Origin of the sequence: Chitinophaga horti, from assembly GCF_022867795.2 — a bacterium.
In the GTDB taxonomy this organism is placed as follows: domain Bacteria; phylum Bacteroidota; class Bacteroidia; order Chitinophagales; family Chitinophagaceae; genus Chitinophaga; species Chitinophaga horti.
In genome coordinates this window covers 1,713,089-1,729,267 of record NZ_CP107006.1, presented here as the reverse complement: position 1 = coordinate 1,729,267, position 16,179 = coordinate 1,713,089, and the positions used below count along the sequence as shown (strand labels likewise).

The window sequence follows — 16,179 nt, the reverse complement described above, 5'->3', positions numbered from 1 at the left end:
CACATGTCGGTAATGGACAGCCTGCAGCGGGCAATCGACAACGCCGGGCGATCGATTAATCGTACCTGACACACTACGGTGCGGCGTCCGGGCTAATAGTAAGAAAGTCCACAAAAATAATCATATCGTCGCTGCCTTTTAAAGGTAAACCTGCTTTATTTGCAGGAGTACTTCTTTAATTACAGGCAGATGGATTCACACGTTAAAATATGGACCGAGGCGGTCACGATTCCCACTTATCCCGTTGGGAAACCAGATAAAAATCCAATGTTTCTTGAAAAGCGCGTATACCAGGGCAGCAGTGGCGTGGTGTATCCGCATGCGGTAATCGACAAGATCTATGACGAGAAACAGGACCAGGAGTACACCGCGGTTTTCCTGGAGAACGAGTTCCTGCGTATTATGGTACTGCCGCAATTGGGCGGCCGTATTCAGATGGCGTATGATAAGGTGAAAGAACGCCACTTCATTTATTACAACCAGGTAATAAAACCGGCGCTGGTTGGTCTTACAGGCCCGTGGATATCTGGCGGCATCGAGTTTAACTGGCCCCAACACCACCGTCCGAGTACGTTTGATCCTGTGGACTTTACAATTAAACAGAATGAAGATGGCAGCGCTACGTGTTGGGTGAATGAAGTGGAACTGATGTTCCGCACAAAAGGCATGGTGGGCTTCACGTTGCATCCGGGAAAAGCCTACCTGGAAATAACCGGCAAGCTGTATAACCGTACGCCATTCCCGCAAACCTTCCTGTGGTGGGCCAACCCGGCAGTGAAAGTGAACGACTGGTATCAATCCATTTTTCCGCCGGATGTATACGCCGTGTTTGACCACGGCCGCCGCGACGTATCCTCGTTCCCGATCGCTAAAGGCACTTACTATAAAGTAGACTATTCACCGGGCACCGATATTTCCCGGTATAAAAACATCCCGGTACCTACCTCTTATATGGCCGTAGCATCCGAATATAACTTCATCGGCGGGTACGAACATGACACTGGTGGCGGGTTACTGCACGTAGCAGATCATCACATCTCCCCCGGAAAAAAACAATGGACCTGGGGCCATGGCGATTTTGGACAAGCATGGGACCGCAACCTGACAGACGAAGACGGTCCGTACATCGAACTGATGACGGGCATGTTTACCGATAACCAACCGGACTTTTCCTGGATTCAGCCGTTTGAGCAGAAGGAGTTTGTGCAGTACTTTATGCCTTACCGCGAGGTGGGCGTGGTGAAAAACGCGACCAAAGAAGCTGCAGCCGGGCTGGAAATCAACGGCCGGGAGGCGCTTATCAAAATACACTTCACAGCCGTATATAACGAAGTGGCCATCACTTTACGCAGCGGCAAACAGGCGCTTCACCAGGAAGAAACCAAAGGCTCGCCGATGCAGCCTTACATCACTGCGGTTACGTTACCTGTCAACACCAATACAGACACCTTATTGCTCGAAGTACGCGACCTGTCGACCAACACAATACTGGTGGCCTACCAGGCTGCACCGCTGGTTGAAAAAGAATTGCCACCAGCCGCTGCAGCGGCTTTGAAGCCGGCAGACGTAGTGAACAACGAACAATTATTCCTGACGGGTCAGCACATCGAGCAATACCGCCACGCAACTTATGATGCTGCGGACTACTACGAAGAGGCGCTGCGCCGCGATGCGGGCGACATCCGTTGTAATACGGCCATGGGCCTGCGACTGCTGCGTAAGGCGAAACCTGCGTTGGCAGAGCCTTTCCTGCGGGCGGCGATCACGACGGCTACTTACCGTAATCCCAATCCATACGATGGTGAAAGCTATTATCACCTTGGCTGGAGCCTGCTGTGGCAGGATAAAACAGAAGAGGCTTACAGTGCATTTTATAAATCCACCTGGAACGACGCCTGGCAGCATGCAGGTTTCCTGCAACTGGCGCGTATTGCGAGCCGCCGCCGGCAATGGAGCGAGGCATTAGCTTTCGTTGAAAAGTCGCTGGTACGCAACTGGCATAGTCACACCGCGCGTCACCTCAAAGCAGCATTGCTGCGTAAAACGGCGGGTGAGCAAGCAGCAAAGGAATGGATACAGGCGTCGCTGGAGATAGATCCGTTTAACTACGGCTGCCTGTTCGAATTACACTGCATGCATGATGCGCAGGCATTACCATTGCTGCTGGAGCGCTCCCGCAACTGGATGCACACGCTGCTGGAATACAGTATCGACTACGTATATGCGGGACTGTATGAAGAGGCAACGGAACTGTTGCTCACGCATCTCCGTAACACGAACGACGCATCTCCCTTATGTTACTACTACCTGGCATGGATATCCGGTAAACAAGGCAATACGGAAGCCGCTGTAAACTATGCCAGCCAAGGCCATGCGGCATCGCACGATTACTGTTTCCCACACCGCGTGGAAGACGCGCTAGCATTACAGTATGTGTTAGAGATAGCGCCGGCAGCACCCGCTTACTACTACCTGGGCAACCTTTGGTATGATAAAAAGTTGTCGGAAGATGCGGTGCATTGCTGGGAACAGGCAATCGCTTTGGGAACGGGCATTCCCACGGTATACCGCAACCTGTCGCTGGCGATGTTTAACAAACAACGCAATCCGGAGAGAGCGCTTGCGCTGATGGAACAGGCATTCCGCCTGAACGAGAACGACGCCCGCGTATTCATGGAACTGGATCAGCTGCATAAAAGAAAAAATACACCAACAGAGGAGCGTTATCGCCGCCTGTCGGCCCACCCCGGCCTGTTGCAGCAACGTGACGATCTTTACCTGGAGTACGTGATCCTGCTGAACCAACGCTCCCACTTCGCCGAAGCCGCTACTACCCTGGATGCGAAGCGTTTTCACCCATGGGAAGGCGGGGAAGGCAAGGTCACTGGTCAGTACCTGGTAAGCCACCTGGAACTGGCGAAGCTACACCTGGCAGACGGTAAACCACAAGCCGCTCTGGACGAGCTGGAGAAAGCGGCACAGTTCCCTGAAAACCTGGGTGAAGGCAAGATCTCCGGCACACCGGAAAACGACTTATTCTACCTGAAAGGCGAAGCACTGGCGTTGCTTGGTAATACCACGGGTGCAACGGAAAGCTGGCAGCAGGCGGCAGCAGGCAACACGCAACCTGCACAGGCAATATTTTACAACGATCCGCAGCCGGATAAAATATTCTACCGCGGACTGGCGAGCCATAAACTCGGCGAGCAGCAACGTGCAGCGGATGTATTCGATTCCCTCATCGCCTTTGGTCAGCAGCACCTGAACGACAAGATCGAGATCGACTACTTCGCGGTATCGCTGCCGGACCTGCTGGTATTTGATGCCGACCTGGACCTGAAAAACAGGATACACTGCCTGTATATGACGGCGCTTGGCTATCTTGGGCACGCTTTGAGCGGGGATGCCTCCTACGAATCCAAAGCAGCAACATTATTCGAAGAGGTGCTGTCGAAAGATGTAAACCATCTCGGCGCACTCATACACCAGGCATGGCTGAACCGCCATCGCTTACAAACGATCCATCACTAATCCACCGTTATGCAAATAAGCACGACACATCGTTATAACACGGCTTACATTATCGGCATATCCTTCATCTCCGCCCTGGGCGGCTACCTGTTTGGGTTCGACTTTGCTGTAATTTCCGGCGCACTGCCGTTCCTGCGAACAGAATTTGGACTCAATTCCTGGTGGGAAGGCTTCTTAACCGGCTCCCTGGCACTAGGTTGCATCGCTGGTTGTTTACTGGCCGGCGCGCTGGCCGACCGTAAAGGCCGTAAACCCGGGCTCATGCTGGCGGCGCTCATCTTCGCCGCGTCTTCATTGGGCATGGCCTTTTCACAAACATTATCAGTGTTTATCGCTATGCGATTTGCGGCGGGCATTGGGGTGGGCATGGCTTCTATGCTTAGTCCGATGTACATCGCCGAAGTATCGCCAGCGCATGTTCGCGGCCGTAACGTGGCGATCAACCAGTTAACGATTGTAACAGGTATTCTTATTACAAATCTCGTCAACTACCAACTGGCGGACAATGGTCCGGAGGCATGGCGCTGGATGTTTGGTCTGGGTGCGATCCCCTCCCTCCTGTTTTTCGCCGGCGTATGCTGGCTGCCTGAAAGTCCGCGCTGGCTGCTCACCGTCGGCCGGCGTGATGAAGCGATGCGCATCCTGCGTAAGATAGGTGGAGACACATTTGCCAGTGATACGGCTGCAGGTGTTTTGCAGCCCTTGCAAAGTGAAACACGTCCGGCCTTTAGTGCGGTGTTCGAGAAAAGTGTGAGGCCGATGGTGATCATTGGAATGACATTGGCTGTGTTTCAGCAGCTATGCGGGATCAATGTGGTGTTCAATTATACCTCTACCATTTTTGAATCGGTGGGGGCGAACCTGGACAGGCAGTTGTTCGAGACCGTGGCTATCGGCACCGTGAACCTCGTGTTCACCATCGTGGCCATGTGGCAGGTGGATAAACTCGGCCGGCGTCCCTTGATGCTGGCGGGTTCGCTTGGACTGACGATCGTATACCTCGTGCTGTCGTTACTGTTACAGTCATCTGCCCCGGCAGGCGCGGTATCACTCGTGGTATTGATCGCGATAGCTTTATACGCCACTTCCCTGGCGCCAGTTACCTGGGTCATCATTTCAGAGATATTCCCGAACCATATCCGTGGGCTCGCATCCTCCGTAGCGATAGTTGCGCTATGGCTGGCGTACTTCGTGCTCGTGTTTACGTTCCCGATCTTATCGGAAGTACTGGGCACTTACGGACCATTCTACTTGTATAGTGGCATTTGCCTGCTGGGCTTCCTGTTTATCAGGCGTAAAGTAAAGGAAACGAAAGGCCGTACGCTGGAACAGCTGGGCGCACCGATAGGACATTAACAGACTTTTTTAAACGTTATGATTATGAATAAACGCATTACCGGCTTACTGTTCGCATTACTGCTCGGCGGCATCGTAAACGCGCAACAGCAGCTGTCACTCGCGGGACAGTGGCGTTTCCGGATAGACCGGAACGATGAAGGCATTACACAACGATGGTATACCCAATCCTTCACCGACCCGGTGAAACTGCCCGGTGCCATGCAATCGCAAGGTTATGGAGACAATCCATCTGTAAGAACAAAATGGGTCGGCGAAAGAGGAACAGAACGTTTCCTGGAACAGGACAAATACGCCCCTTACCGCACCGACGCCAACTTCAAGTTCCCGTTCTGGCTTACACCCGTAAAATACTATGTGGGTGCCGCCTGGTACCAGCGCAGCATTGACATACCGGCTGCCTGGAAGGGACAACACATCGCACTTTCACTTGAACGTTGTCACTGGGGTACTACCGTATTTGTCGACGACCAGCCAATGGGAGCCGACAGCAGCCTGGCCACACCACACGTGTATGACCTGAGCGCACTTGCTCCTGGTAAACACAAATTGTCCATTCGCGTAGACAACCGCTATCTCACCGAAGTAGGTATTAACGCCCACAGCGCCAGCGATCAGACCCAGGGTACGTGGAATGGTATTGTGGGAGACATCAAGCTGGAAGCTAGTCCGACGGCTTTTATCAAAAACATTCAAGTATATCCTGATCTGGCAGCGAAACAAGTGAAGGTGACTGTAAAACTCGGCCGTGCTGCCATGGCGGGTGACAAACTCGGTCTGGCTGTGAAGCCGGTCGGTACAGGAGCTTCGTTACCGGCTATGAACAATGATTTACGTGCAGGCGACAGCGTTGTAACGCTTACCTATGCCATGGGCAATCATTTCAAAACATGGGACGAATTCTCTCCCGCTTTATATGAATTGTCGGCCACCTGGCAAACCGCCCGCAGCAAGGATGTAAGCCGCACGCGTTTCGGCATGCGCAGTGTGGGTACGAGTAAAGACAAGATCACCATCAATGGCGAGCCCGTGTTCCTGCGTGGAACGCTGGAGTGTGCGATTTTCCCGCTGACCGGTTATCCGCCTACGGACACTGCTGCCTGGGGTCGCATCTACCGCATTATGCAGGCGCATGGCCTTAACCACCTGCGTTTCCACTCCTGGTGTCCACCGGAAGCAGCATTTGCTGCGGCTGACAAGTATGGCGTTTATCTTTCTGTAGAAGTAGATGCATGGGCCAGTGTGGGCGATGGTCATTCGATTGATGGCTACCTGTACAACGAGGCACAACGCATCATCGACGCTTACGGCAACCACCCGTCGTTCTGCATGCTGATCCACGGCAACGAACCTGCTGGCGAGAAGAAGGATGCTTACCTGGCAGCACAAGTGGAATACTGGCGTAAGCTCGACAACCGCCGTCTTTATACGGCAGGTTCCGGCTGGCCTGCGCTGAAGGGTAACGATTACCACGTAACGCCAGATCCGCGCATTCAGGCATGGGGTGAAGGGGTGAAGAGTGTGATCAATGCCAAAATCCCTAACACCCAATTTGATTTCACCGCGAAAGTGAACGGCATCAATCAGTATCTCGGCAAAGAAATACCGATGGTTGCCCATGAGATTGGCCAGTGGTGCGTGTACCCGGACTTTTCTGAAACGAAGAAATATACAGGCCTGTTGCAGGCACGTAACTTCGACATCTTCCGTGAGTTTCTTAAAAAAGAAAACCTTCAGTCCCAGGAGCGCGAGTTCCTCATGGCTTCCGGCAAATTGCAGGTGTTATGTTATAAAGCAGATATCGAAGCCGGTATGCGCACGGGCTACGCCGGCTACCAATTGCTGGACCTCCACGATTTTCCCGGACAAGGCACCGCCCTCGTTGGCGTACTGGACCCGTTCTGGAACAGCAAACCATATTGCACACCAGCCGAATATCACCGTTTTGCATCCGCCACCGTACCGCTGGCGCTAATGCCCAAGTTCACCTGGATGAACAACGAAAAGTTTAGCGCAAACGTTCAGGTTTCTCACTTTGGAAAATCCGGCGTACCTAACGCAAACCTTACCTGGCGCATCACCGATCTGCAAAAGAAAGTACTGGCGAGCGGCACGTTGCAGGCAGACCTAAAACGCAGCAACAACAACCCGGCGGGACAAATCTCCTTCGACCTGGCGGGCATCAAACAGGCCGCTAAACTGAACCTGGAGATAACTGTGAAAGGCCTTGGCGTGAATGACTGGGACTTCTGGGTATACCCATCCACCCTCAATCCTACGCCGTCCAGCGATATTATCATCGCGAAAGAACTCACACCTGACGTAATCGCCAAACTGGAAGGCGGTGCAAAAGTACTGCTGATGCTGAATGGCAAGATCACCAAAGCCGGTGGTGCAGCTATACAAGCGGGCATGTCCACCGTATTCTGGAACACTGAATGGACGACCTACCAGGCACCGCATACACTCGGCATCCTGTGTAACCCGTCTTCGCCCATGTTGCGCCAGTTCCCAACTGAATACCACAGCAACTGGCAATGGTGGGACATTTTGCATACCGCGCAAACCATGCACCTGAAAGGTCTCCCGGCCAACCTGCGTCCTTCCGTTCAACTCATCGACACCTGGTTCGAATCGAGAAAACTCGGCCTGGTGTTCGAAGGTAAGATCGGTAAAGGCAAACTGCTCGTTACCTCCATCGACCTGGAAAGCAACCTGGACCAACGTCCGGCGGCGAAACAGTTGTACTACAGCATTACAGAATACATGAAAGGTGCAGCGTTCAATCCTGCCGTAGCATTAGATGCGGCGAGTGTGAAGGCGTTGTATCAATAGTCATATCCTTTGATAGATGCGGGCTGTCTCGGGTTGAGGCAGCCCGTTTTTTTATTCGCCACGAAAAAGATAGGCTACCAGGGGCGAGGGTATATCCATCCTATAGTGATTCTCTATACACCATGCGCAGGGGCTCGGGTTTCAGAAGATTAGCATATACGATGGATATAGGATGGATATACGGCCCGTATAGCAAAAAGGCATTCCGAACCCGGAATGCCTTTCAATATCTGTAGCAGGGAAGCCTATTTCAACTTATAAAACCGCCAATTCGTTTTAAAATCCTTCTTCAGCGGCTGCTGCGTCAGTATGGCCCGCAACATTTCCACAGGAATATTATTCTCATGCAATACCGCATCGTGGAACTGCTTCATCGTCCATTTGCCGGGGCCGACCAGGTCGCGTTGCAGGGCGTAGAATTGCAGGCCGCCGATCATGTAGGCGATCTGATATAGCGGACTATAACCGCCGACAAAGGAACGACGCACCTCTCCTTCTGCATTTGCGCGTTCGTGGCCAACTCTGTCGACCAGGAAGTCGATGCACTCCTGCGGCGTCCATTTGCCGAGGTGATAGTTGAGCGAGAAGATAATGCGTGCACAACGGTGCATACGCCAGAATAGCATACCGATACGGTCTTCGGGCGATTGCGGGAATTGCATATCCCACAATAACATCTCCCAATACAATGCCCAACCTTCGATCCAGAAAGGCGTCTGGAAGTTGCGGTAGGTTTTATAGCGCGATTCCATATAACCTTGCAGGTGGTGGCCAGCGATCAGTTCGTGGTGTACGGTACTCCGGGAAAAGTGAGGATTGTTGCCGCGCATGCCATCATGAGTTTGTCGGCTTCTGACATATCATTCGTAGGGTAGGAAATACTCAGTGTTTCGCCACCGGTGAAGAAAGGGTTTACCAGCTGGCGTTCCGGCGTCATCATGATCATAGACCAGGCTTCCTCGGCCAAAGCCGGAATGGTGATGAGGTCGTGCTTTTTCAGGAAATCAACCGATTCATTATAGAGTCGCATGATCATCTGCGGCTGTTTGCCTGGGGCCACGTAGGTGTTCTTTACCTTTTCCATGGCGGCCTTCCAGTTATCGCCGAAGCCCATCTCGCGGGAAGCTTTTAACATTTCTGCATCGCAGTAGGCAAACTCCTTGTTCGCGATCGCCACCAGTTCCTCCGGGGAGTAAGGGATCATTTCCAGTTGCAGTTGTCGTACGAGTTCTTCGTCGCCGATAGGGTAACCAACAATACCGCTGCCGTCGTCTTTACCGGACGGTGCGGCCTTTTCTTTGGCTTTCCAGGCGGAGGCGTATTCATCCAGGGCTTCGTTCAATTCTTTTACAGGGCCTGCCATCCACCAGGTGTACGACGGGTCGTAACCTTTATAGAAAGCATCTACTGTTTGCAATACTTCCTTTAAACCCCTTACAATGCCTGCGCCGCGGCGGATCAGGTAAATGTTCATACTGCCGGATGCTTCCAGCTGTTTGATATTTTTCCTGATGGTTAGCGCCATATTGTGCCATGAAGAGGCCATTGGTTGTGCCTCAAGTTCAGCACCACGGCGGCGTTTGGCCTCTGTCACGTACAGTTCATCGGCGAAGGCGAACCAGGTTTTCAGTTGCTCTACTTCTTTCTTTTCTACGTCCAGGCGGCGCAGTTGTTCTTGTAAATCCTGGCGGAACAGCAGGTAGTCTACCTGCGAGCCTACCGGTAAACTTTCGAAGTTGAGCGGCGACAGTTGTTGCAGGTAGTCCTCGTACAAGGTTCGCATGCGTTCGCGGCGTTCGGGTGAATTATCGATAAAATAAAAACGCCCCAGGTTGCCCCGGTCGGCGTTATATTTTACCATGATATTATTCACTTCGCTGGTTTGCTGGTAAAGTGAGTTGCCGCCTTTATCCTGCGCGGTTATAGTTCCCGGCATGCTGTGGACGCCCATCATAAACAATAATATTTTAAGCCAATCGGTTTTGCGGTTCATACGTACGGATGTTTGGTTGATATTAAAAAAGCGCATTAAAAGCGCTCTACTTCAAAGGGACGAATATCCATGGAAGTTGGTTTTCCCTGCACGATTTCCTGCACGAGTTTACCGGTGGCCGCACCCAGACTGATGCCGAGCATCGAGTGACCAGTAGCCACCGTCAGGTTTTTCCAGCGGGAGGTCTTGCCTAAATGCGGCAATCCATCTGCACTACATGGACGATAGCCGTACCACACATCTTTTTCTGCCGGCATGGCAATGTCGTATTCGGGCAGGTATTTTTTCACTGATTCCAGAATGCCCTGCACCCGCTTCATACGGGGAGGCGCATCAATGCCGGTGATTTCCATCGTACCACCGAAACGCAGCTTATTGCCGTCCATAGGAGAAATGGCTACACGGGCTTCGCTCAGGATAATCGAGTGGTGTAATTTATAAGGAGAGTTCTCCAGCGTTACAGAGTAACCGCGACCGCCCACCATCGGGATGTTCAGGGATAATTGTTTGGCCAGTTGTCCGCTCCACACACCGGTTGCCAAAACCACTTCAGCCGCAGTGAGTGTTTCCTGCGGTGTTTTAATTCCGGAGATGCGCTCCCCGTTAGTAACAAAGCCGGTTACTTCCGTGTTGTGCAGGAATTTTACGCCTTTACCCGCGAGATAGGTTTGCAGGCTGCTCATCAGCTTATTCGGATACAACTGCGAATCGCAGGCGAAGTACACCGCGCCGAGAATGTCCAGTTTTGCGTCAGGTTCCATCTTCTGCACCTCTTCGCGACCGATCAGCCGGGCGTCGAGACCCAGGTCGCGGGAGGCTTTTACGCTATGTTCTGCATGATGGGCGCTGGCTTCATCTTTAAAAAACTCCAGCATTCCCTTCGGCTCATACGCGAAATCGATACCAGGCACGCTGGTCCACTCTTCGTATAAGTTTTTGCTGAGCAATGCAATGTCGCGCAGCGGGATGGCCGAACGTTGAACGTGTCTGGCGTTCGCGCTTTTCATGAATTGCAGTCCCCAGCTGATTAATTCCTTATTGAGTCTGGGTTGTACATAAAACGGGCTTTTGGAATTGAGCATCCATTTAAAGCCTTGTGCAACGATGCCCGGTGCCGCCAGCGGAACGAAGTGGCTGGGACAAATATAACCGGCGTTGCCGTACGAGCAGCCATTTGACATGTCTGTTTTATCTACGACCGTCACCTCGTAGCCCGCTTCCTGTAAATAGAAAGCGCTGCTTAAACCGATAATGCCGCCGCCGATAATAATCACCTGATTTCCCATTATTGCTGCAATACTTTTGATTGATAATTAGATAACGGTAAAGCCGTATGCGAACGGATCATCTTCCGGGTCGATGGAAATCGTGTTGTATCCATAAATGCGCGCCCATCCCTCAATACTCGGACGGATAGCCGGCTTGCCTCCCACCGTCGTTTCTTCCTCGATGCGACCGATGAACTTGGAACCGATAATGCTCTCATGTACAAACTCATCGCCCTTTTTCAGCTTACCTTTCGCATACCACTGCGCCATGCGGGCAGAAGTACCGGTACCACAGGGAGAACGGTCGATTGCTTTATCACCGTAGAACACCGCGTTACGCGCCGTAGCCGTCGGATCGATGGTCGCGCCGGCCCACAACACATGCGAGCAGCCGTTGATCGTTGGATTATCAGGATGCACGAAGCTGTGTTTCTCGTTAATGCGTTTGCGCATTTCCCGAGCCCAGGATACAAGTTGTGAGGATGTGAAGTGCTCGAGTCCGGGGAAGTTTTCCTGCACATCTACGATGGCGTAGAAATTGCCACCGTACGACACGTCCACTTTCAACATCCCCAGGTCGGGACATTCCACTTCAATATTTTCTGCGGCGAGATAAGAAGCCACGTTGGTGAGTTTCACGCTTTTTACCTTACGACCTTCCTGCACATACTCGATATTAACCAGGCCGGCCGGCGCCTCCATGCGGATAATACCCGGCACTTTCGGCGTCACCAGTCCTTCTTCCACTGCAATGGTAATGGTACCAATCGTACCGTGACCACACATCGGCAGGCAACCGCTTGTTTCGATAAACAGTACCGCTACGTCATTGGCGGGGTCATGTGGGGCGTACAAAATACTGCCACTCATCATATCATGACCACGGGGTTCAAACATCAGTCCTTTACGGATCCAGTCGAATTCTTTCAAAAAGTGACCACGCTTCTCGCTCATGTTAGCCCCTTCCAATACAGGACCGCCGCCCGCTACCAGGCGAACCGGGTTACCGCAGGTATGCGCATCAATACAAAAAAATGTCTTTTTATTCACGCTCGTCTTATTAGTCATGATACTGATAACAACAAAGATATTCCTGCACAGGCAGGTAACGCTCTTAGGATTTAATCAAATGTTTGCAAAAATTAACATTATTCAGGCAATTTCAAAAGCCTGTAAGTTAATTAGCGCTTCGTCTTTAACCGCAGTATATTCACACTGAAAGGTTGCAGGGTAAGCTGGCTGCCGTTTTTGATCCCGGTTAAAATCGTCTGCTGCGGCACATATTTCAGCGGCTCGTCCAGCGAGTTCTCCAGCGTTTCGCCGGGTGCGCTGAGCGTCGTGAGTTGCGATTCATCCCCTAACATACCGGCGCCATTCAGCTGCAAAGTAGTAGCCATCGCATTTGGCATTGCATTCACCATTTTGATGATGATGTCACCGTTCTTGTCATCGCGGCCGGCAATGGCCAGGAATTGTTGTGGTTGTTCGAAAGACATGAGCAGCTTTCCGTCAAGGTAGCAGTCTACTTTCTCTCTGCCTACCTCCAGGGTAATATCGTACCATTGGCCGTTCTTAATTGGCGCAGGTAATCTTTTCTGGGTAGATACATCCGCCACATCGAAACCATTAGTTACTGACTCGAATACACAGTTTTGGTTTACCCAGGAGCCGATATGGGCACGCAGCATCGTTTTGCTATCCTTCACGGCGAATGGGATGATGAAAGCGTTGTAGCCACTGTTACGGCGGGCTTTCAGCTTCAAGGTATAAGTATCAAACTGATGATCTCTCAACAACGCGAGACGCTGAGGACCTTCCTGTTTCATGGAGATCGTGGTATCCGTAATATCCCATCCACCCACTACTTTTTGCCATTCTTCTTTGCGGGCTGAAAAGTCACTTTGATACAAGACTTTTCCATCTTTTATTACCTGTATGTCTTTATAATCCGTTTGCGTATCCCAGGTAGCCAGACCAATACCGCCTGCAAACAGCGGCGTGGGATTCGTTTCTTTGATCAGTGTGGCAGATGCGGCGAAGTTCTGGTCGGCGCGATGCTCATTCATCAACTTAATCAAGTGATAAGAGATGCGGCCGAAACTGCGCGAAGCATCGAAGTTGATTAGATTCACGGGCCAGTGGCGGGTATTCACGTTCTCCAACAACGGCGCGTAACTCGACATCTTCACCAGATCGCCATTACGCTCCATGCCCATAATATAAGCCGCATCGCTGAGCGCCGCTTTCATATTACCGGCACCCACGCCATTATTAGTGGCGTACTCTCCTACGTACACGTCCCAGGCGCCGCGTTTGTATTTATCGAAGTGGTCGTAATGCGAAAACGCCCAGCCGGCGGCTTTATAAGCATGCTCGTCAGCGATGTCCACAACATGCATACTATCCAGCGTATGACGGTTAATATCTCCTATCCCCATACTGGCAATGAGTTCCAGCTGCGGATATTTTTCTTTAATGGCTTTGTAGAACAGGTTGTAACGTTTGGCATAAGCTGGCCCGTGTTGTTCATTACCGATTTCCAGGTACTTTAAGGGGAACGGCGCAGGGTGACCGTTGGCCGCGCGAATCCGCCCCCAGGTGGAGTTGGCAGGACCGATGGCATATTCGATCGCGTCCAGCACATTATCGATCAACTCCGGTACCTTCTCCTCTCCATAAAAAGTGCCGCTGCGCATTTCGCAGGCGATACCGATGTTAAACACATACATCGCATCGGCGTTAATATCTTCACAGAACTGCAGGAACTCGTGGTAACCGAAACCGTTGCTGGCCCAGTATCCCCAGGGACTGTAAGTCGCCTCTCTCCGCTCCTGCGGCCCGATCGTCTTTTTCCAGTCTGGCGCACTTTCGATCGTGATACCTTCTACGAAACATCCTCCGGGCCAGCGAAGGAACGAAGGATTCATGTCGGCCAGCAGCTGCGCAAGATCGTTACGCATCCCGTTTTTGCGGTCCTTAAATGTCTTTTCCGGGAAGAGGGAAACGAAGTCCAGGTAAGCGGTGCCGGTGCTGTTAAACGCAATCGACAGTTCCGCCTGCGGGTCTGTTTCGGTGGGTTGCAGCTGGCAGGTATACTTCTTCCACTTATCGGACGCGATGCTGTTGAAAGTATGTTGCGCCAATGTGCGGCCGTTTTTACTTTGGAGCGAAACCGTTACCCCGCCTTTATAATCGGCAGCCGTGCGTGCGTAAAATTGCAACGAATAATTATCGCCCTTAACCGCATTCATACCCCAGAAGCCTTCATTAATCACTTCCTGGCGCGAACCCGGTGCGATCCTACTCACCGTCACTTTGAGATTGCGCGGCGTCGACGCGTTCAAAGGCTTTTCCTGCGTAAGGGCAATCGTCATCGCCGAGCCGCCGGTTTGCTGCATCCGCCAGTTAGGATAATCGCTTTTGATTTCCCAGGGCATACGCCATTCGCTGGGTTTGCCGTTCAGGAACCAATGCGGTTTAGGATCTGGCACCAGCCAACCGTTTTTTAACTGTACACCTTGCGGAATACGGCTTTCCTCGAAACCGCGGTTCTGTACGAGCTCTGCGTACAGGCCGCCTTCGCCGCCATGACTGATCTCCTCAAAGAAAATACCATGCAGCGTAGGTGCGACACGCGCCTGAGGACTGGCCACATCTACCGTTACGGTAGCCTCCTTTTGAGCCAAAGCAGCAGTGATACACAGGCTGCCGGATATGCTAAGCAATAATTTCCTCATAAAAATAGATTATAATATTTCTGCCTCAGCAGGTGACTCAACGGTTTCCGGTTTATAGTTTTTGCCCCACACCAGGTAATACACCGGGATGCCCAATAACACGATACCGAGTCCGGGCCAGGTGTACATTGGCTTGTACACCAATAACGCGAAGCAGATCACAGAAGCCGCGAGTATGTACAATGCCGGTAATACGGGATAAAGAAATGCTTTGTAAGGCCTTGGCAGCTCAGGCCGCGTGCGGCGCAGCCGGAAAATCCCGATGATCGTGAGAATGTAAAATATCAGCACGCAAAAGATTACATAATCGAGCAGTTCTCCGTACCGGCCGCTGAGACAAAGCACCGAAGCCCATACACATTGAATCCAGAGCGCTTTACCCGGCACCGCATTTTTGTTAAGCACACCAAGTCTTTTAAAGAACAAACCGTCTTTTGCCATGGTATAACAAACGCGGGAACCAGCGAGGATCAAACCATTGTTGCAACCAAAGGTCGATATCATCAGGAAAGCAGCGATAATGATGGTACCATTCACGCCGAAAATGTACCGCGATGCAACTACACCTACCCTGTCATTTTCTGCGTAGGCGATTTCCTGCATCGGCATGATACTGATATACATGAGGTTTGTGGCTACATAGATCATGGTTACGATCGCGGTGCCCATAAACAAACTCAAGCCGATATTGCGTTTGGGATTCCTGATCTCACCGGCGATGAAGGTCACGTTATTCCAGGAGTCGCTGCTGAACAGGCTGCCCACCATACTGCCGGCGATAGCGCCCAATACGGATAAACCGGAGTAAGCCACCAATGATTGACCGTCCATTTTGCCCAAACTAAAGCCGGTAGCCCAGTTTGCGTCCCATACTTCTTTCTTCGCCGCGAACAGCAAACCAAAGATGATCAGCCCGAACAGCGCTGCCAGCTTGGTCAGCGTAAATACCGTTTGTATGATCTTACCCTCCTTCACGCCGCGTGTATTCACAAACGTTAGCAACACTACTAACAGGATCGATGTGACTTGTGCGGCAGATATTTTGAGGAAACCGAGACTGACCAGCTGGTTGTTTTCACTGAGTGCAGGAAATATGTAGGCTGCAAATTTGGCGAAGGCCACTCCCACTGCGGCGATAGAACCGGCCTGTATCACCGTGAAAAAGCTCCATCCATAAAGGAACCCAACGAGCGGACCGAATGCTTCTTTGAGATAAACGTATTGTCCGCCGGCTTTTGGGAACATGCCGCTCAACTCCCCGTAACTGAGGGCCGCGGTAACGGTTAAAAGGCCGGTAATTATCCATATGAGGATGAGCCAGCCGGCAGATCCGGTGGTGCGGGTAATATCGGCGCTTACGAGAAAAATGCCGGATCCGATCATAGACCCTGCTACGATCATGGTGGCATCCAGCAATCCGAACGATTGCTTAAATGACTTTGGTTGATTGGTCATAGTT

The 16,179-nt window shown here is 51.8% G+C and carries 9 protein-coding genes; 3 read left to right on the top strand and 6 right to left on the bottom strand.

Annotation, left to right across the window (positions count from 1 at the left end):
* Positions 1 to 189: 189 nt before the first annotated feature.
* From MKQ68_RS07055 to MKQ68_RS07045, 3 genes are read left to right on the top strand one after another with little or no spacing between them, the layout of a single operon-like run.
* Positions 190 to 3,531: a tetratricopeptide repeat protein gene (locus MKQ68_RS07055; protein WP_264282676.1), complete on the top strand. Its 3,342-nt coding sequence runs from the start codon at positions 190 to 192 to the stop codon at positions 3,529 to 3,531.
* Positions 3,532 to 3,540: 9 nt separating this feature from the next.
* Complete coding sequence (locus MKQ68_RS07050) at positions 3,541 to 4,887, top strand: sugar porter family MFS transporter (RefSeq protein ID WP_264282675.1); 1,347 nt, start codon at positions 3,541 to 3,543, stop codon at positions 4,885 to 4,887.
* Positions 4,888 to 4,911: 24 nt separating this feature from the next.
* The gene (locus tag MKQ68_RS07045) at positions 4,912 to 7,722 is read left to right on the top strand and encodes a DUF8487 domain-containing protein (protein WP_264282674.1); all 2,811 of its coding nucleotides are present in this window, start codon (positions 4,912 to 4,914) and stop codon (positions 7,720 to 7,722) included.
* Positions 7,723 to 7,967: 245 nt separating this feature from the next.
* Here MKQ68_RS07045 and MKQ68_RS07040 read toward each other — a convergent pair whose 3' ends face one another.
* From MKQ68_RS07040 to MKQ68_RS07015, 6 genes are all read right to left on the bottom strand, one after another.
* Positions 7,968 to 8,552, bottom strand: coding sequence for a DUF885 domain-containing protein (locus MKQ68_RS07040; RefSeq protein WP_264282673.1), 585 nt, complete (start codon positions 8,550 to 8,552; stop codon positions 7,968 to 7,970).
* Positions 8,501 to 9,715 (bottom strand): DUF885 family protein, encoded by a 1,215-nt coding sequence (locus MKQ68_RS07035; RefSeq protein ID WP_264282672.1) that lies wholly within the window; start codon positions 9,713 to 9,715, stop codon positions 8,501 to 8,503. Before MKQ68_RS07035 ends, MKQ68_RS07040 begins: the two co-directional genes overlap by 52 nt.
* 35 nt (positions 9,716 to 9,750) lie before the next feature.
* On the bottom strand, positions 9,751 to 11,001 hold the full coding sequence (locus tag MKQ68_RS07030) for an NAD(P)/FAD-dependent oxidoreductase (protein ID WP_264282671.1): 1,251 nt from the start codon (positions 10,999 to 11,001) through the stop codon (positions 9,751 to 9,753).
* A gap of 27 nt (positions 11,002 to 11,028) precedes the next feature.
* Positions 11,029 to 12,051, bottom strand: a complete 1,023-nt coding sequence (locus MKQ68_RS07025; protein WP_264282670.1) for a 4-hydroxyproline epimerase — start codon at positions 12,049 to 12,051, stop codon at positions 11,029 to 11,031.
* A gap of 113 nt (positions 12,052 to 12,164) precedes the next feature.
* Positions 12,165 to 14,720 carry an alpha-L-arabinofuranosidase C-terminal domain-containing protein gene (locus tag MKQ68_RS07020; protein WP_264282669.1) on the bottom strand — a complete coding sequence of 852 codons (2,556 nt, stop codon included), beginning with the start codon at positions 14,718 to 14,720 and terminating at the stop codon, positions 12,165 to 12,167.
* A gap of 9 nt (positions 14,721 to 14,729) precedes the next feature.
* Complete coding sequence (locus MKQ68_RS07015) at positions 14,730 to 16,175, bottom strand: APC family permease (protein WP_244844317.1); 1,446 nt, start codon at positions 16,173 to 16,175, stop codon at positions 14,730 to 14,732.
* Positions 16,176 to 16,179: the final 4 nt, after the last annotated feature.

Coding starts and splice junctions, on each gene's coding strand:
- MKQ68_RS07055 (WP_264282676.1), top strand. CDS start 190: ATGGATTCACACGTTAAAATATGGACCGAGGCGGTCACGATTCCCACT.
- MKQ68_RS07050 (WP_264282675.1), top strand. CDS start 3,541: ATGCAAATAAGCACGACACATCGTTATAACACGGCTTACATTATCGGC.
- MKQ68_RS07045 (WP_264282674.1), top strand. CDS start 4,912: ATGAATAAACGCATTACCGGCTTACTGTTCGCATTACTGCTCGGCGGC.
- MKQ68_RS07040 (WP_264282673.1), bottom strand. CDS start 8,552: ATGCGCGGCAACAATCCTCACTTTTCCCGGAGTACCGTACACCACGAA.
- MKQ68_RS07035 (WP_264282672.1), bottom strand. CDS start 9,715: ATGAACCGCAAAACCGATTGGCTTAAAATATTATTGTTTATGATGGGC.
- MKQ68_RS07030 (WP_264282671.1), bottom strand. CDS start 11,001: ATGGGAAATCAGGTGATTATTATCGGCGGCGGCATTATCGGTTTAAGC.
- MKQ68_RS07025 (WP_264282670.1), bottom strand. CDS start 12,051: ATGACTAATAAGACGAGCGTGAATAAAAAGACATTTTTTTGTATTGAT.
- MKQ68_RS07020 (WP_264282669.1), bottom strand. CDS start 14,720: ATGAGGAAATTATTGCTTAGCATATCCGGCAGCCTGTGTATCACTGCT.
- MKQ68_RS07015 (WP_244844317.1), bottom strand. CDS start 16,175: ATGACCAATCAACCAAAGTCATTTAAGCAATCGTTCGGATTGCTGGAT.